Origin of the sequence: Arthrobacter sp. zg-Y179 (assembly GCF_020907345.1) — a bacterium.
In the GTDB taxonomy this organism is placed as follows: Bacteria; Actinomycetota; Actinomycetes; order Actinomycetales; family Micrococcaceae; genus Arthrobacter_B; species Arthrobacter_B jinronghuae.
Window position 1 is genome coordinate 139,812 of record NZ_JAJJOB010000014.1, and the last position, 16,681, is coordinate 156,492.

Annotated in this window: 14 protein-coding genes and 1 riboswitch; of the genes, 4 read left to right on the plus strand and 10 right to left on the minus strand. The window is 66.3% G+C overall.

The window, feature by feature from the left end; genetic code table 11:
* Positions 1–3: 3 nt before the first annotated feature.
* The 3 genes from LOC56_RS15805 to dusB all read right to left on the minus strand — a co-directional run bounded on the left by LOC56_RS15805 (position 4) and on the right by dusB (position 5,667).
* Positions 4–2,973, minus strand: a complete 2,970-nt coding sequence (locus tag LOC56_RS15805; RefSeq protein WP_229953214.1) for a thioester domain-containing protein — start codon at positions 2,971–2,973, stop codon at positions 4–6.
* Positions 2,974–3,202: 229 nt separating this feature from the next.
* Positions 3,203–4,486 (minus strand): deoxyguanosinetriphosphate triphosphohydrolase, encoded by a 1,284-nt coding sequence (locus LOC56_RS15810; RefSeq protein WP_229953215.1) that lies wholly within the window; start codon positions 4,484–4,486, stop codon positions 3,203–3,205.
* A gap of 8 nt (positions 4,487–4,494) precedes the next feature.
* Complete coding sequence (dusB, locus tag LOC56_RS15815; protein WP_229953216.1) at positions 4,495–5,667, minus strand: tRNA dihydrouridine synthase DusB; 1,173 nt, start codon at positions 5,665–5,667, stop codon at positions 4,495–4,497.
* Positions 5,668–5,847: 180 nt separating this feature from the next.
* Between dusB and LOC56_RS15820 the strand changes: the two genes are divergently transcribed.
* Together LOC56_RS15820 and LOC56_RS15825 are read left to right on the plus strand one after the other, a co-directional pair.
* A complete protein-coding gene (locus LOC56_RS15820; RefSeq protein WP_229953217.1) occupies positions 5,848–7,308 on the plus strand; it encodes a short-chain fatty acid transporter in 1,461 nt (486 codons plus the stop codon).
* A 71-nt stretch (positions 7,309–7,379) separates the two neighbouring features.
* On the plus strand, positions 7,380–7,964 hold the full coding sequence (locus LOC56_RS15825) for a TetR/AcrR family transcriptional regulator (protein ID WP_229953218.1): 585 nt from the start codon (positions 7,380–7,382) through the stop codon (positions 7,962–7,964).
* 80 nt (positions 7,965–8,044) lie between these two features.
* Here the strand turns inward: LOC56_RS15825 and LOC56_RS15830 are convergent, their stop codons facing one another.
* The 3 genes from LOC56_RS15830 to LOC56_RS15840 form a co-directional block, all read right to left on the minus strand.
* Complete coding sequence (locus tag LOC56_RS15830) at positions 8,045–8,950, minus strand: GNAT family N-acetyltransferase (RefSeq protein ID WP_229953219.1); 906 nt, start codon at positions 8,948–8,950, stop codon at positions 8,045–8,047.
* Positions 8,950–10,338, minus strand: a complete 1,389-nt coding sequence (locus LOC56_RS15835; protein ID WP_229953220.1) for a glycine--tRNA ligase — start codon at positions 10,336–10,338, stop codon at positions 8,950–8,952. Before LOC56_RS15835 ends, LOC56_RS15830 begins: the two co-directional genes overlap by 1 nt.
* Before the next feature lie 208 nt (positions 10,339–10,546).
* Positions 10,547–11,545, minus strand: coding sequence for a DMT family transporter (locus LOC56_RS15840; protein ID WP_229953221.1), 999 nt, complete (start codon positions 11,543–11,545; stop codon positions 10,547–10,549).
* Positions 11,546–11,630: 85 nt separating this feature from the next.
* Here LOC56_RS15840 and LOC56_RS15845 point away from each other — a divergent pair, with 85 nt between their 5' ends.
* A complete protein-coding gene (locus tag LOC56_RS15845) occupies positions 11,631–11,861 on the plus strand; it encodes an RNA-binding S4 domain-containing protein (RefSeq protein WP_229953222.1) in 231 nt (76 codons plus the stop codon).
* Here LOC56_RS15845 and LOC56_RS15850 read toward each other — a convergent pair.
* On the minus strand, positions 11,858–12,520 hold the full coding sequence (locus tag LOC56_RS15850) for an alpha/beta hydrolase (RefSeq protein WP_229953224.1): 663 nt from the start codon (positions 12,518–12,520) through the stop codon (positions 11,858–11,860). The genes LOC56_RS15845 and LOC56_RS15850 overlap by 4 nt on opposite strands.
* An 88-nt stretch (positions 12,521–12,608) precedes the next feature.
* Between LOC56_RS15850 and LOC56_RS15855 the strand changes: the two genes are divergently transcribed.
* The gene (locus LOC56_RS15855) at positions 12,609–13,451 is read left to right on the plus strand and encodes an SGNH/GDSL hydrolase family protein (RefSeq protein WP_442860119.1); all 843 of its coding nucleotides are present in this window, start codon (positions 12,609–12,611) and stop codon (positions 13,449–13,451) included.
* Positions 13,452–13,461: 10 nt separating this feature from the next.
* Here LOC56_RS15855 and LOC56_RS15860 read toward each other — a convergent pair whose 3' ends face one another.
* From LOC56_RS15860 to LOC56_RS15870, 3 genes are all read right to left on the minus strand, one after another.
* Complete coding sequence (locus tag LOC56_RS15860; RefSeq protein ID WP_229953225.1) at positions 13,462–13,902, minus strand: SRPBCC domain-containing protein; 441 nt, start codon at positions 13,900–13,902, stop codon at positions 13,462–13,464.
* A gap of 62 nt (positions 13,903–13,964) precedes the next feature.
* Entirely contained in the window at positions 13,965–15,077 is a 1,113-nt protein-coding gene (gene metX, locus LOC56_RS15865) for a homoserine O-acetyltransferase MetX (protein ID WP_229953280.1), read from the minus strand.
* 38 nt (positions 15,078–15,115) lie between these two features.
* A complete protein-coding gene (locus LOC56_RS15870) occupies positions 15,116–16,432 on the minus strand; it encodes a bifunctional o-acetylhomoserine/o-acetylserine sulfhydrylase (protein ID WP_227924411.1) in 1,317 nt (438 codons plus the stop codon).
* 88 nt (positions 16,433–16,520) lie between these two features.
* A riboswitch (SAM riboswitch) is annotated at positions 16,521–16,637 on the minus strand.
* Positions 16,638–16,681 lie beyond the last annotated feature (44 nt).

Below are 16,681 nucleotides of genomic sequence, written 5' to 3' on the forward strand. Positions count from 1 at the left end.
CCCTTAGTTCTCCTCTTTAGGACGCCGGCCGAGGAAGATCCCCAGGCCGCCGATCAGGCACAGCCCTGCGCCCAGCGCCAGATAGGCACCGGCGGATACCTCCAAGCCGGTAGCAGGCAGGTACGGCCGGCTCGGCTTGTACCCGGCCGGCGCCGGCCGATCCGCGGAACCCGAACCCGCTACGAAGCTGAACGTGTTGGACACCTCTGCCGTGGCGGTACCCATGGCCGGGATGGTGACCGGAGCCGGAAGGGCCGAGACCACTTGCACCGCAGACGTGGCCCCGCTGGCTGTCTCCGTCACCGTGCATTCACTGCCCGCAGCCAGACCGCCGAATTCAGCGGTCACGTCCCCCGTGGCGCCGGCGGGAATGCTCACGGTTTCATCCAGCACCGAACCGTCCGGGCCGCACCGGATCTGCAGGATAATCTCCCCCTGCTCCCCCGCAGCCTCACCGGCAATGACCTTGGTGACGGCAAGCGTGCCCGGGAGAAACGCATAGGTATTCGTCACGGTGGTGTCGACGGTATCGCCTGCGAGTATTTCGACGTCGGCGGGCACATCAGTGTCCACGGTGACGGCGGCGGTGGCCCCGGTCACCGGTTCCGTAATGGCGCAGGAGGCGCCTGCCGGGATATTCGAGAACACCGCGCCCACGTCTTCGGTGGTTCCGGCCGGAACCTGCGAGGTCTCCTCGAACACCGTCACCCCGTCCAGGGTGCACAGGACAGCGACCTCCACGGACTCCTGGTTTCCTGCCGCATCACCGGCAATGACCTTGGTGACGGTCAGGGAGCCCGGGTTCACCGCGTAGGTATTGGTGACGGTAGCTTCCTCCGTTTGCCCGGCGGCTATGGTCACATCCTCAGGCAGCTCCACGGTGACACCCACTGCAGGCGTTTCACCCGTTGCGGGTTCAGAGACAGCGCAACTCGCACCTTCCGGGATTCCACTGACAGTGCCGGGAACGGTTCCTCCGGCGCCTGCTTCAATGGTGATGTCCTCGCGGATCACCTCTTCTCCGTCGGCGGTGCAGACGACCTCGACCGTGATGGGACCCTGCTCCCGGGCTGCCGGGCCGGCAATCACCTTGTCAACTATCAGGGCCCCGGGATTCACGGTGTACGTATCCGTCACTGTGACCTCCACGCCGTCGCCCGCGGGGACGGTGACAGTTCCGCCCGCTGGATCAACCACGGTTTCCACACTGACCTCGGTGGTGGCGCCGTTGGCGGTCTCGGTGACCGTGCAGGCGGCTCCCGCAGGCAGGTCCTCAAACTCCTCGGTGGTCGGTTCCGTGGTGCCGGCCGCAACGGTCACGGTCGTGTTCAGGACCGTCGCGCCTGCAGCGGTGCAGGTTACCTGCAGCGTAACAACGCCCTGTCTGCCCGCCCCGGGGCCGGCGATGTCCTTTCGGACAGCGAGGGTGCCCGTAGTGAAGGTGTAGTCATTGGTCAGGGCGGCAGTAACGCTGCTTGCGGCCGGAACCGTTACGGTCCCTTCCCCGGTCACCGTAACGGCCACTGCGTCGCTTGAACCATCGGCTGTTTCCGTCACGGTGCAGCTGGTTCCGGTAGCCAGGTCGGGGAATTCGGCAGCCTCCGGAGTAATGGTTCCCGCGGGGATGGTGACCGTGGTGTCCAGCACGGTGGTCCCGTCCAGGGTGCAGACCACGGAGATCGTCACCTCGCCCTGGGCCCCGGCCGCCTCCCCGGTGTTGGTTTTGGTGACTACCAGCGTTCCCGGCGTAAAGGTATAGGTGTCGGTGACCGCCGCCGTCGCAGTGGTTCCGGACACGATGGTGACGGCGCCGGGCAGGATGGTGCTGACCTGGACGCTGTCATTGGTTCCGGGTGTCGGTTCGGTGACGGTGCAGGTGGAGCCTGCCGGAATGTCGTCGAAGGTCTGCGAAGGCGTACCTGTCGCTTCCGCCTCGATGGTGAAAGTGAACTGGCTCCCGGTGCCGCAGTCGATATTAATGACCACGGCGCCTTGGTTACCGGCGGCCGGACCGGCAATCGTCTTCGTGACGGTAAGGGAGCCCACCTCGGTGAAGGCTGCGGCTGCCGTCGCATTGGAGCTGAGTTCCCGCGTGACAGCCAGGATCAGCTTCTGGGCGTTGTCCACCCCCGGTGTTGCCGCGTCGTAGAGATAGACGTTGCCTGTGGGTACGGTGACCGCGGCCCTGGCCGTAAGGTTTGCCGGTCCCGTTGCGCCCGTGTCGCTGCGCACCCAGATCTGCGTTCCGCTGGGCACCGGACTGTTCAACGGAACGGTCCCGTCGGCGTCGGCGTAGAGGCTGAACCCCTCATCCACCGTTACTTCGATTTCGTCCGCTTCCGACGTCACCGTGTGCGGCCCTGCCACTCCGGTCACGGGTGCTCCGGTAGTGGGCGGAGTAATTGCGATCGCCGGAGGGTCTGGCTCCTCCAGGGGACCGGCGTCGATGGTGTCGTTCACTATCCCGGCGACGGTCGAGTAGAGAGAACTCTGCCGATTGAGGACAAACCCGTCCGTAAAGAACCAAATGGCAGCCTGCACTGCGGCGGCCTTGTTGTTGACGTTGCCTGCCGGAAGGTTGGTACTCGGATAGTAGGTGTTCAGGATCCGGTTGACGTACCCGATGTTGGGAACGTTGGACTCATCCCACGAGCCGTTTTCGTAGCCGATTCCCGTTCTCGTGGAGGTGCGCAGGTCGATGCAGTACATCTCGGCAGTGGTGGTGCCGCTGGCGTCCTGGGTATTGATGATGCCGGCAAAGTTGACGTTTTCCGTCTGGTACCCGGCCGGAACACCGGCGGGATACGCGTCAATGGGCCAGGTTTGCCCCAGGGGCGGCAGCCCTCCCGACACCCTTGTCCCGGCACCCAGCGAGGTGATCACGATGTCAGTGTTCGAGTTGTTGGCAGGAGGCGCACCAAGAAGAGGCCCGGGATCCAGGGCGGCCTGCGCGGGCAGCCCCAGCGGCAACATCGCCAGGCCTAGCAGGAAAACCAGGAGGCTCCGAGAGTGGAACCGTCGGCTTTCTTTCCTGACGCGACGTAGCTTACGGGAACGGGTTGACTGCTGTGTGCTCATGGCGGTCCTCGGGTACGCGTGTTCGGCCGACCGCCCGGCGATAGTGAATCACCGGACGCTGGACCACCCCGCGCCAAAGGCTAACGGGGCAAGCACCCCACCGCCAGAGAGCTGACCGCAATCCCTACCAGAGCGCCGGAACCGGACCTACCAGCCGCTCGTGGAGGGCGAGTGCCGAACCGTCCGTCAGCGAGGCCACCTGGTCGACGACGACGCGGAGCCGGGCGCCGTCGTCGGCCGCGTCCCGCCAATCGGCGGCGAACATCGGGTCCAGATGCTTATCCCCGGTTGCGGAGAGCTGGGCGACGAGGGCCGTGAGGATTTCACGCTGGCGTTCGTACAGCGGCTGGCGCTGGTCAGTGGTCATAACGAACGTGGTGGCCAGGCCCTTCATGACGGCGATTTCCAGCTGGGTGTCCTCGGGGACCACCATTTCGGCGTTGTACCGGGTCAGCGGATCGGTGCCGTAGATGCCGCGCGTCGCTTCGAGGGCGCTGTTGCAGAACCGGCCGATGAGCTGGCTGGTCATGTCCTTCAGCGCCGCCATCGCACGGCGGCTGCCGTCCGATTCGCGCACCCACACATTGGTGGCTTCCAGCCGGGCGAGGGCCGCATCAATGGCGGCGGCCTCGACGCCGGGCAGGTACCACTGCTGCGTGTAGCCGACCACGCGGGCACGCTGGTCGGGATTGTCCAGCCACTTGAGCTGGACGTGGCCGGCCACAATCGCGTCTTCGACGTCGTGCACCGAGTAGGAGATGTCGTCCGCCAGGTCCATCACCTGCGCTTCAAGGCAGGACCGGCCGTCCGGGGCACCGTCGCGCAGCCAGGTGAAGACGGGCAGGTCATCCTCGTACACGCCGAACTTCGTGGTGCGGTGCCCGTTCACCAGCGGAGCGTTGGCAATGGACCACGGGTATTTGGTGGCGGCGTCCAGGCTGGCGCGGGTCAGGTTCAGCCCGGCGGGCGTGCCGTCGGGAGCAATGATCTTCGGTTCCAGCCGGGTCAGCAGCCGCAGCGTCTGCGCGTTGCCTTCGAAGCCGCCGATCGCATGAGCAATATCGTTCAGCGCGGTCTCGCCGTTGTGGCCGAAGGGCGGGTGCCCCAGGTCATGGGACAGGCACGCGGCGTCGACGACGTCGGGATCGCAGCCGAGCGCATTGCCCAGTTCCCGGCCCACCTGCGCCACTTCGAGGCTGTGCGTCAGCCGGGTACGGACGAAGTCGTCCGTGTCCGGGGCGACCACCTGGGTTTTGGCACCGAGCCGGCGCAGCGCGGAGGAATGCAGCACCCGCGCACGGTCGCGGCCGAACTGCGTGCGGTTGGTGTTTTTAGCCGGTTCCGATACCCAGCGGGCCAGGTCAACTTCGGTATAGCCTGCGGTTTCTACTGCCTGCGGGAAGGTCATGGGTTGCTTTAGCCGCCTGATACGTCGAGTTCAGCTGCGGAGATGATGGATTTCTGGGCGGCATTGAGTTCCCGCCCGTCCAGCCAGCCTTCCGGCAGCGCTGTCTTTTTGGGTGTTCCGGCCCGTCCGCGCGGCCCCTCGGCGTCTGTGCCGGGGTACGGAGCATCGGGGTCCAGCTGGTCAAGCAGTTCACGGAGGACCGCCAGGGACGGTACCGTCGCCAGTTTAGCGCGGAGGTCTCCCCCGACTACGTAGCCCTTGAAGTACCACGCCATGTGCTTGCGGATGTCGCGCAGGGCAATCACTTCGTCGCCGAAGGTCTCCACCAGCAGTTCGGCATGCCGGTACACGCTGTCGGACACCTGCTTCAATCCGGGCCGGTGCCGCTCGGTGCTCCCCTCGAAGGCGGCTTCCAGGTCCCCGAAGAGCCACGGGCGGCCCTGGCAGCCGCGTCCGATGACGACGCCGTCCACACCGGTTTCGCGCACCATGCGGATGGCGTCCTCTGCGGACCAGATGTCGCCGTTGCCCAGGACGTTCATGTCCGGCAGGGCTTCGCGCAGTTCCGCGATGGCGGACCAGTCGGCCTTGCCGGAGTAGAACTGCGACGCCGTACGGCCGTGCAGGGTCACGGCAGCCACGCCGGAGTCGCGGGCGATCTTCCCGGCGTCAAGGAAGGTCAGGTGGTCCTCGTCAATGCCCTTGCGCATCTTGATGGTCAGCGGCACGTTGCCCCGGGAGGCTTCCTTCACCGCTGTCTGCACAATCGCGGTGAACAGGTCCAGCTTCCACGGCAGGGCCGAACCGCCGCCCTTGCGGGTGACCTTGGGGACCGGGCAGCCGAAGTTCAGGTCAATGTGGTCGGCGCGGTCCTCCTCGACCAGGAGGCGGACGGCTGCACCGACGGTCTTGGGGTCCACACCGTAGAGCTGGACGGAACGGACCTTTTCGTCGTCGTCGTGCTTGATGATCCGCATGGATTCCGGCGAGCGTTCCACGAGGGCACGGGAGGTGACCATCTCAGTCACGTACAGCCCTCCCCCGTATTCACGGCAGAGCCGGCGGAAGGCCTTGTTGGTGATGCCGGCCATGGGTGCCAGGATCACCGGGGTGTCCACGGTGATCGGGCCTAGTTGCAGCGGGGGAAGCTCAAGCTTGAGTTCCGGAGATAAAACAGTCACCCCTCTATTCTCGCAAGCCGATGCAAATCCGATACCTCCCGGCACCTAGCCCGTGAAACGCCGCCGGCGCGGGGAATTGACACCGCTCCCCTGCCGCCCCTAGCGTGCTGGTGACCTGCATCACTTTTCACTTCCGCATCAATCGGTTTCGCCGCTGCAACCGAAGATTCGAGGTTCCCTATGACCACCGCTGCCAAAAGCACCTCCGCACCGTCCGAGAAGGGGCTGGCCCGCGTAGCCCAGGTGATGGCCCGGTGGACGGAGAAGTGGTTCCCGGACGCGTATGTCTTCGCCCTCGGCGGCGTGGTTCTGGTCGCGTTGGCGGCCCTGCTGAACGGTTCCTCGCCGCAGGCCGTGGTGGACTCCTTCGGGAACGGCTTCTGGGACCTCACGGCCTTTACCCTGCAGATGGCGATGGTGGTGCTTACCGGCTACACCGTGGCTACGTCCCCGCCGGTGGCACGGCTGATTGCACGGCTGGCGCTTGTTCCGCAGACAGCGGCCACCGCCGTGAGCTTTGTTGCGTTCCTGTCCATGTCCGTGTCCTTCCTGAACTGGGGGCTCAGCTTGGTCTTCGGCGGTCTGCTGGCACGGGCGATTGCCCGCCGGCGCGACCTCCAGGTGGATTACCGTGCCCTGGGTGCCGCGGCGTTTATGGGGCTGGGAGCCGTGTGGGCGCTGGGACTCTCTTCCTCCGCCGCGCAGCTGCAGGCGACGGCGGCCTCCCTGCCGCCCGCGCTGTTGGAAATCACCGGGGTGCTCGACTTCGGCAAAACCATCTTCACCTGGCAGTCCCTCCTGACCTGCGCTATCCTGATCGCGCTGACCACCGTCATCGCCCACTTCTCCGCTCCGCGCGGGGCTGCTATCCGCACTGCGCGGGACCTCGGCGTGGACCTGGACGATTCCCCGGAACCGGCGGCCCAGCGCGAACGGCCCGGCGAGTGGCTGGAGTACAGCCGCATCCTGCCGGTACTGCTCGGCCTGCTCACCGTCGGCTGGCTGGTATCGCAGTTCCTGACCAAGCCCTTCCTGACCGTGATCTCGAGCCTGAACGGCTATCTGCTGGTGTTCCTGATCCTGGGCCTGGTGCTGCACGGCACCCCGCGCAACTTCCTCCAGGCGGTAACCAAAGCCGTTCCGGCGACGGCCGGCATCCTGGTGCAGTTCCCCCTGTATGCGGCCATGGCGGCCATCCTGACCAAGGCCGAGGGGTCCGGCGGCATGACCGTTTCCGAGCATCTGGCCGAGTTCTTCACCAGCATCGGTTCCGGCGGCGGCTTTGCCGTGGTCATCGCCGTCTACACCGCCATCCTCGGCCTCTTTGTCCCTTCCGGCGGCGGGAAGTGGCTGGTGGAAGCGCCCTACGTGATGCAGTCCGCCACCGACGTCGAAATGAACCTTGGCTGGACCGTGCAGATCTACAACATTGCCGAGGCCCTGCCGAACCTGGTGAACCCCTTCTTTATGCTCCCGCTGCTGGCGGTGTTGAAACTGCGCGCCCGGGACCTGGTGGGATTCACCTTCCTTCAGTTCACCATCCATCTCCCGGTGGTGCTGCTGCTGGTCTGGCTGCTGGGCATGACCTTCAGCTTCGAACCTCCCGTGATGCCTCCGGAGGCACCTGCACCGGCACCGTAATCCTGCCCGGGTCCGCGGCATCTAAGATCGAAGGGACAGCACTTCCCTTCCGTCTAAGGACTCATTGCCGCATGCCTCGCGAATCCGGCACCAAGCGCGCCATACTCGACGCCGCATTGGACCTGGCCGCCGCCAACGGCATCTCCGGAACCACCATGGATGATGTGGCCGAACGGGCCGGGGTGGCCAAAGGCAGCCTCTATTACAACTTCTCCTCCAAGGACAAGCTCTTCGAGCAGCTCCTGCTGGAGGGTGTGGGCACCCTGACCGAGTGCCTCCGGAATGCGCGCAGCGGCCTGACCGGCTGGCAGGCCATCGAGTCGATGGTCCGCGCCCTGCTGGAACTGCTGTCCGAAAACCGGGCCCTGGCCAAGCTCATGGCCGCGGAGATCCTGCGCACCGACCGCACCTGGCAGCGTTCCCTGCACCTGCTGCGGCAGGAGGCGCTGGCCGAGTTCGTGGAGCCCATCCGTCAGACCGGCGGGCCCGACGGCCTTCCCGACGGCGGTTCCGACCGGCTGACCCTGATTGCGGGCAGCGTCTTCGGTGCCACCCTGATGGGTGCGCTCGACTGGCTGGTGTTCGATCCGGAACGCTCCGTGGAAGACGTGGCCGCAGCCGTGCTGTACGCCCTGTCCGGGCGGCTGCAGGCCTGAGCCACGAGGCAAAGGACACGACGCAAAAGAGGCGGCCCCGCATATCGCGGGGCCGCCTCTTTTCGTTCTGCCTAGAAAGGCTAGTCGCTGAGGATCAGCGTTTCACTGCCGACCTGACGGGCCACGCCCGCCTTGATCAGCGGTTCCAGGGCCCGGACCACTGCGGTCATGGACTCGTCCACTTCCAGCTGCACCGGGTACTGGTACGCAAGCATGGCCACCAGGGACTCCACCGCGGCCTGGGCTTCGTCGAGGTCCAGGGTGGTGTCATAACCGACCAGCACGTCGGCGGGTTCGTCCGTGCGTTCCTGCGTGTAGCTCACCGCGAAGGCGGCAATCTTTCCGCCGTCCTTCTTCGGCTTATCCCGCAGCACCACGGCGCCGGAGGCTCCGGTGGCGTCGTTGAGCAGCATCTGCTGGGCCCGGCCGAGGGTCATGTCGGCGCGGTCCCAGTCATGCACGGCGTTGTAGAACTGCGTGACTGACTGGGTCAGTTCCACCGAACCGGTGGCTGCCTCGTCCAGCTGGGGTCCGTCGTCGGTGAACACGGGCAGCTTCAGCTTGCCCGGTTCCACCAGCACTACGCAGGACCGCTGGATCGGGGTGAGCCCGGCGGCTTCGGCGAACGCGGCGGCCGGGGTGCCCGGCTCCACCTTCGCGCGCAGCTTGGTTACGCCCGACGGCGCCGACTCGGCTTCCTTGCGCAGCATGTCCAGCAGGGTGGTGCCCAGGCCGGCGCGCCGGTTTTCCCGGGCCACCTCCACGTAGGCCCACAGCCGGTCCGGGTGCAGGCTCGTTTCGTAAACGACGCCGGCGGCTACCGGAATGCCGTCGTCTTCGGCCACGATGCAGCGGCTCCACGGCTCGTTGGAGGACGGACGCAGCACGGCACGGAACTGTCCGGCCTGCGCACTCTCCGGGTCGCCCCAGAGCTGGTTGAGCTTGAGATCGTCATCTTCACGCCATTCGCGGAACGAAATAGCCATTACGCGCCGATCAGCCGTTCGGCCAGGTAGCCCTCGACCTTGTCCAGGCTCACGCGTTCCTGCGCCATGGAGTCGCGTTCGCGCACGGTCACGGCGTGGTCTTCGAGCGTGTCGAAGTCGACGGTGATGCAGAACGGGGTGCCGATTTCGTCCTGGCGGCGGTACCGGCGGCCAATGGCGCCGGCGTCGTCGAAGTCGATGTTCCAGTTGCGGCGCAGCTGTGCGGCGAGGTCCTTGGCCTTGGGCGAAAGGTCCTCGTTGCGGCTCAGCGGCAGGACGGCGGCCTTGACCGGTGCCAGGCGCGGATCCAGCTTCAGGACGGTGCGCTTGTCGACGCCTCCCTTCGCGTTGGGTGCCTCGTCCTCGGTGTAGGAGTCCACGAGGAACGCCATGAAGGAACGGGTCAGGCCGGCGGCGGGCTCGATCACGTACGGGGTGAAGCGTTCGTTCGTGGCCTGGTTGAAGTAGCTCAGGTCCGTGCCGGAGTGCTTGGAGTGCGTGCCGAGGTCGAAGTCGGTGCGGTTGGCAATGCCCTCGAGCTCGCCCCACTCGGAGCCCTGGAAGCCGAAGCGGTATTCCACGTCAGTGGTGCCCTTGGAGTAGTGGCTGAGCTTTTCCAGCGGGTGCTCGAAGAGGCGCAGGTTCTCCGGGTTGATGCCCAGTTCTGTGTACCAGTTGAACCGGTTTTCGATCCAGTACTTGTGCCATTCCTCGTCCGTGCCCGGCTCGACGAAGAACTCCATTTCCATCTGCTCGAACTCGCGGGTGCGGAAGATGAAGTTGCCCGGCGTGATTTCGTTGCGGAAGCTCTTGCCGATCTGGCCGATGCCGAACGGCGGCTTCTTGCGCGAAGTGGTCAGCACGTTGTTGAAGTTCACGAAGATGCCCTGCGCGGTTTCGGGGCGCAGGTAGTGCATGCCTTCTTCATTGGCCACGGGGCCGAGGAAGGTCTTGAGCAGTCCGGAGAATTCCTGCGGCTCGGTCCACTGGCCCTTGGTGCCGCAGTTGGCGCAGGCAATGTCGGCCAGGCCGTTTTCGGGGGCGTGGCCCTTCTTTTCCTCGTAGGCCTCTTCGAGGTGGTCGGCCCGGTAGCGCTTGTGGCAGCTCAGGCACTCCACCAGCGGATCCGAGAACACCTCAACGTGTCCGGATGCTTCCCAGACCTGGCGCGGAAGGATAACGGCGGAATCCAGCCCGACGACGTCGTCGCGGCCGCGGACCATGTGCTGCCACCACTGCTTCTTGATGTTTTCCTTGAGTTCGACACCCAGGGGACCGTAATCCCATGCGGACCGGGACCCGCCGTAAATCTCTCCCGACTGGAAGACGAACCCCCGGCGCTTGGCCAGGGAGATGATGGGATCCAGCTTGGATTTGGTCGAAGCCATGGAATGGTACCGCCGTTCTTTTCGTGTCGAGAGGGCCGCTGGGTGCGGTCCTCTTCTGGTGTCCCTGGGGCATCCGCACCACCGCAAAAAGGGTGCACGATTCTGAGCCGCCCGGGCAAAGCTACAACTACCAGCTTAAGGCGGCGATGCCCTGCTGACCTACCGGGGCCGCATTGGCGGCGTTTTCCGGGTTCAGCGCAGGGCGGGATCAGGTGTTTGTCCGGCCGGTACGACGACGGCGGAACGGGCCGCCGCCGGGCATGTTCCACGGCAGCGTGGCCAGCACGATGGCAAGCAGCGTCAGCAACGTGCCGAGCACGGTTGCCGCCACCACCACGGAGCCCGGCGCCGGGAAGACAATGTCCAGCAGCAGCGAGCCGATCAGCTGCCCGCCGATGAGCCCGAGGCTGGTCAGCAGGACGCCCAAGCTGCGCACCAGCAGGGCGCCGACGCCGATGAAGATGCATCCCAGCGGCCCGCCCAGGTACAGCCACCACTCGCCGGGCAGGGGGTTGCCCGGTCCTGAAACCGCAACCTTGATCCCCCACATCACGGCCAGCAGGACGGTGCCGGAAATGAAGTTCACCAGCGTGGCGGTGATGGGGGTGCCGTAATGCATGCCCGTGGTGCCGTTCATGGCCTGCTGGAAACTCATCAGCATGCCCGCGGTCAGGGGCAGCAATACCGGCAGGAGCCATTCGGAGGGCTCGCCCCCGGCGCCGAGCTTGGGGCTGACGGCCCAGGCCACGGCCGCAATGGTCAGGACCGCGCCCACCACGCGCATCACGGTCAGGGCCTTTTTGCCGGCCGGACCGATGCCGAGCCGGTCCACCACCAGCCCGGTGAGGGTCTGCCCGGCGACGGCGGCGACGGTGAACACTGCCACGCCCAGGACGGCGACGGTCAGGGTCTGGGACAGCACGAAGTAGCCGCCGATCATGCCGGCCAGGACGTAGTAGCGCGGGAAGCGCCGTTCCCGCAGCGCGGGAATCAGCTGCCCGGCGCCGGCGCGGCCGCGGGGCAGGGCAAGGCTGATGCCGACCATAACCACCAGCCCGACCAGGAAGCTGACCAGCGCGGCGGCCAGGCCGTCGTCGAGCCGTTCCCCCAGGGCGCCGTTGACGCGGGCCTGGGACGGGATGGCAACCCCGGCGAGCAGGGACAGGGGCAGACCGATCAGCGGGGACATCCGCACAGCATTTGGCACCCGACTACCCTACAACTGGAAACAGCGCGGGCCGGACGGCGGCGGCCGCGGTGGGCGCGGCGGGAAAGTCGGGCAGAATGGAGGCATGAGTTCTTCCGATGCCCAAGACCTTCCCATCCGCGACGAAATGATCCGCCTGGGCCAGCTGCTCAAGCTTGCCAATCTGGCCGAGGACGGTATCCAGGCCAAACAGCTGATCGAAGACGGCATGGTTAAGGTCAACGGCGACATTGAAGAGCGCCGCGGCCGCCAGCTTCATGCCGGCGACCTGGTCTCCGTCAACGGCGAGACGGTGCGGATTACCCGCGAGGGCTAGTTCGCGCGGGTGTTGGCGCGCAGCACCGTATGGACCAGGAACTCCTTCACATGGCCCAGCTCCTGCATATTGATGCCGTGGCCCATGTTGGAGTAAAGGATCTTGGTCAGCGCGGTGTGGGCATTGAGCCAGGCGTGGGTGTATTCGATCCGCGGCGCGTCGATCACCGGGTCAGCCTGGTCTCGGCCCCAGAAGAACTGCATGCCGCCCGGCTGCAGTTCGTCGTCGTGGAAGAACGGGTTGTCCTGCGCAGGGACCACAAAACCGGACAGCCCTACGACGGCGGCGAAGTCCTGCGGACGGTGCCGCATCAGGGTGGTGGCCACGGCCATCCCCATCGAAAAGCCCAGCAGGCTCACGCTGGTGTGACCTTCCCGAACGGTGTCGAGCCACGCGGCGACGTCCGCCACGGAGTCCACCACTGCGTCCACTGAGTAATCGGCGTCGCTCATCAGCGGGAACCAGGTGTAGCCCGGCCCGGAGGCCTGCGGCGCCCGGACCGAGGCGATGGTGAAGTCCGAGGGCAGGTAATCGGCCAGTCCCATCAGGTCCTCTTCATTGGCCAGGTATCCGTGGAAGAGGACCAGCAGCGGGGTACCCGCCCTTTCAGCTTCGGGTTTGGGCCAGAGGACAACAGGATTCCACGCGGATTTCGTCATGCTTTTATTCTGGCATGCCGGTATTTACAACCTACGGTCGCGTAGCCGAGGGCCGGTTTGCAAGTATTGACCGGTGAGTACAAATTCTTTGCCCGAAGCCGTTTCCGCCCCCGATTTCCGGCAGGAGCAGCGGCCGCTGCACCTCTGGTCCCGGTTCGTGGCCATGGGCGATTCCTTTACCGAAGGCATCGGCGATCCCAATCCGGACAGTCCGGGCGGCAACCGCGGCTGGGCGGACCGGGTGGCGGAGGAACTGGCTTCGGGACAGCCCGACTTTGCCTACGCGAACCTCGCCATCCGGGGACGGCTGCTGAACCAGATCATCGACGAGCAGCTCGAGCCGGCCCTTGCCCTGAAACCGGATCTGGTCACCATCTGCGCAGGCGGCAACGACGTGATCCGCCCCGGCGGCGATCCGGACCGGCTGGCCGAACGCATGGACGGCGCCGTTGCCCGGCTGCGCGGATCAGGTGCCGGAGTTGTCCTGTTCACCGGCCCGGACCTCGGGAGCACCCCCGTGCTGGGCGGCGTCCGGGGCCGGGCGGCGATCTACAACGAAAACCTGCGGACCATAGCCAACCGGCACGGCGTCATCATTGCCGACATGTGGGCACTGCGCGAATTGAATGATCAGCAGATGTGGGCTCCGGACCGCCTGCATTTCTCTCCGCTGGGACACCACACCATTGCCGCCATGGTGCTGGATACCCTGCAGGTGCCGCATTCACTGCAGCCGCTGGAAACCAAGCCGCTGCCCGCGAAGAACTGGCGGACGGCCCGCTCCGAAGACATGGTCTGGGCCCGCGAATTCCTGTTCCCGTGGGTGGTCCGCCGGGTGCGGCACCAGTCCTCGGGCGACGGGATCTCCGCCAAACGTCCCGAGGCCGGCCCGATGTTCGGGCAGCGGATGCCGCAGGGGTCAGCCGACTAGAGCTGTTTTTTCAGGAACCGCCCGCCTCCTGTGCCTGGTCGGTTTTTTCGGCCTGCTCAATCAGGTTCGCCAGGTGGAACGCCCACCCTTCCCGGTGGGCTGCGGAGAGTTCGGCGCCCGCTCCGGCGTCGAGCGCCGCAAAGCCGCTTTCCGTCACCGCTACGCCCGTGGCGTCTATCTCATCGGTCAGTTCGAAGCTGACCACGGTGTAGGCGCCCCATTCGGGCGCCGTCCAGCGGAAGGAAAGCAGCCGTCCGGGAGCGACGGCCAGCACCGTGCCGGTGGCTGTGTGCTCCACTCCGTCCTCGCTCCACCGTTCCCTCAGGGGCGCCCCCGGATGCGCAGCGAAGTCCATGTCCGGCCACCAGGACGCCCGGTTATCCACGAGCACGTGCCAGAGAACCTCCGGGGTGCACTGCGCCCGGCCGGAAAGCGAGATCCGATCTGCCATGGGGAATGTTCTCCCACGAATTGCCGCGGCGGACAAGGGGTAGGCCCCTGTTGTCCGCCTGCCTACCCGAACACCTCCCGTTTCAAGGCACCGGAAATCTCCCGGACGCTGGTCAGGAAACCGTCGTGCCCGATGGGCGCCCGGATGAGATGCACCTGCGTTCCCCGGGGAAGGGCCGCTGCCAGATCCGCCGACTGCTGGGGAAGGTAAAGCCGGTCCGATTCCACCGCGGCAATGAAGAAGTCCGCCGTCGTGCCTGCGAGCGCCGCACGCAGGGTTCCCCGGCCCCGGGCGACGTCGTGGCTGACCAGGGCTTCGGTGAGCACCAGATAGCTGTTGGCATCAAACCTGTCGGCCAGCTTCCGGGCCTGGTGATCCAGGTAGCTCTCCACGGAGTAGCGGCCCCTTCCGGCCGGGTAGGCCGCCCCGAAGGGGTCTTCGGCAGCCTGCGGGGAGCGCCCGAACCGGTATTCCAGTTCCGGTTCGGACCGGTAGGTAATGTGCGCGATCCGGCGGGCCAGTCCCAGGCCGGCCAGCGGAGGTGTGCCGTTGTAATAGTCCCCTCCGTTGAAAGCCGGATCCAGGCGGATAGCGGCCAGCTGCGCCTGGGCAAACGCGATCTGCTCGGCAGTGCTGGCTGCGGTTGCCGCGATTACCCCGCAGTGCAGCACCCGGTCCGGCTCGGTCACCGCCCATTCCAGCGCCCGCGCTCCCCCGAGCGAACCGCCCAGCACGGTATGCCATCTGGCGATGCCCAGCCGGTCCGCCAGCCGCGCCTCCGCCCGGACCGAATCCCTCACGGTGACGAAGGGAAACCGTGATCCCCAGGGCAATCCGTCCGGGTCAGCCGAGGCAGGCCCGGTGGAGCCGTAGCAACCGCCCAGCATGTTGATCGAGACCACGAAGTACCGGTTAGTGTCCACGGTCCGGCCCGGACCCACAAACTCCTCCCACCAGCCCGGTTCGGTGCTGCTCCCGCGGGCTACGTGGGTGCTGCCGGTCAGCGCATGCGGAATCAGCACGGCGTTGCCGGCGTCCGGGTCCAGCTGCCCCCACGTCTCGTAGGCCAGTACGACGTCGGGCAGGTACCCGCCGGTTTCCAGTTCCAGTCCGCCGATGGAGGCGTACTCCAGCACCCCGTCCTTTTCGGCGGGGTGCTGCAGCGGCGTCTGCAGCGACTCGCGCTGCGGAGCCGGGTGCCGGGGCACGGAAGCTACGCTCCCTTGGCGGCCCGGAACCCCGCGTCGAGGTCCGCGAGGATGTCATCGATGTGCTCGATGCCCACCGAGAGCCGGACCAGTCCCGGGCTGACGCCGGCGGCCAGCTGCGCTTCGGCACCCAGCTGGCTGTGGGTGGTCGACGCCGGGTGGATCACCAGGGAACGGACATCTCCGACGTTGGCCACGTGTGAGTGCAGCTCCAGTCCGTCCACAAAACGCTTGCCGGCGTCGATGCCGCCCTCGATCTCGAAGGAGACAATGGCGCCGGTGCCGCGCGGGCCGTATTTGCGGCCGCGTTCAAACCACGGACTGGACTCCAGCCCCGCGTACGCAACCGACACGACGTCGTCGTGCCCTTCCAGCCAGTTCGCTACGGCAACGGCGTTGGCTACGTGCCGCTCCAGCCGCAGGCTCAGCGTTTCCAGCCCCTGGGCAATCAGGAACGCGTTGAACGGCGACACCGCGGACCCGAGGTCCCGCAGCAGCTGCACCCGCGCCTTGAGGATGAAGGCTAGGTTCGCGCCGAGGGCTCCGTTGACGCCCAGGTCCCTTGCGTAGACGAGCCCGTTGTAGCTTTCGTCCGGGGTATTGAACCCGGGGAACTTCTCCGGATCGGCGGCGAAATCGAAGTTGCCCGAATCGACGATGACGCCGGCAATGGCAGTCCCGTGCCCGCCGAGGTACTTCGTGGCCGAGTGGACCACAATGTCGGCTCCCCATTCAATCGGACGGATGAGGTACGGCGTCGACAACGTGTTGTCCACGATCAGCGGTACGCCCGCCTCGTGGGCCACGGCGCTGATGCCTTCCAGGTCCAGGACATCCTGCCGGGGGTTGGAGACCACCTCGCCGAAGAAGGCCTTGGTGTTGGGCCGGACGGCGTCGCGCCAGTGGTCCAGGTTGTCCGGGTCCTGCACGAAGGTGGTCTCGATGCCGAACCGTTTCAGGGTGTGCTTCAGGAGGTTGTAGGTGCCGCCGTAAAGGCTGGGACTGGCGACCACATGGTCGCCGGCCTGCGCCAGGTTCAGCAGCGCGAAGGTTTCGGCCGCCTGCCCGGACGCGAGCAGCAGGGCTCCGACGCCGCCTTCAAGGGAGGCGATCCGGTTTTCCACCGCCTCCTGAGTGGGGTTGCCGATCCGGGTGTAGATCGGTTCCAGTTCGGCCAGGGCAAACCGGTTGGCGGCCGCCTCTGCACTCGGAAAAACGAAGGACGTGGTCTGGTAGATCGGCAGGGCACGTGCGCCGGTGACGGCGTCGGGCTCCTGGCCTACATGGATCTGGCGGGTTTCAAATGACCAATCTGCACTCATGATGCTCCCTCAAACCAGGGGCCGCACAACGCCGCCGGGGTGCATCCGGGTACGCCGGATGGTGCACCTGATTACGGTGGGGCTGTGGGACCCGCGCTTGCCGGACGCCCGTTTGGCGTACGGCCAGGTCTTCACCCGGGGCACCCCACCGCGGTTGGAGGGTTGCCGGCCAGCAAGCCGGGGCTATCTGCTGGCACTCATGACCTGCACCTATGGAAACCGATATGCCGCCGTCGCGCAACCTCTATG

Coding starts and splice junctions, on each gene's coding strand:
- LOC56_RS15810 (WP_229953215.1), bottom strand. CDS start 4,486: ATGACCTTCCCGCAGGCAGTAGAAACCGCAGGCTATACCGAAGTTGAC.
- LOC56_RS15870 (WP_227924411.1), bottom strand. CDS start 16,432: ATGAGTGCAGATTGGTCATTTGAAACCCGCCAGATCCATGTAGGCCAG.
- LOC56_RS15830 (WP_229953219.1), bottom strand. CDS start 8,950: ATGGCTATTTCGTTCCGCGAATGGCGTGAAGATGACGATCTCAAGCTC.
- LOC56_RS15820 (WP_229953217.1), top strand. CDS start 5,848: ATGACCACCGCTGCCAAAAGCACCTCCGCACCGTCCGAGAAGGGGCTG.
- LOC56_RS15860 (WP_229953225.1), bottom strand. CDS start 13,902: ATGGCAGATCGGATCTCGCTTTCCGGCCGGGCGCAGTGCACCCCGGAG.
- LOC56_RS15805 (WP_229953214.1), bottom strand. CDS start 2,973: ATGTTGCCGCTGGGGCTGCCCGCGCAGGCCGCCCTGGATCCCGGGCCT.
- LOC56_RS15845 (WP_229953222.1), top strand. CDS start 11,631: ATGAGTTCTTCCGATGCCCAAGACCTTCCCATCCGCGACGAAATGATC.
- LOC56_RS15825 (WP_229953218.1), top strand. CDS start 7,380: ATGCCTCGCGAATCCGGCACCAAGCGCGCCATACTCGACGCCGCATTG.
- LOC56_RS15850 (WP_229953224.1), bottom strand. CDS start 12,520: ATGACGAAATCCGCGTGGAATCCTGTTGTCCTCTGGCCCAAACCCGAA.
- LOC56_RS15835 (WP_229953220.1), bottom strand. CDS start 10,338: ATGGCTTCGACCAAATCCAAGCTGGATCCCATCATCTCCCTGGCCAAG.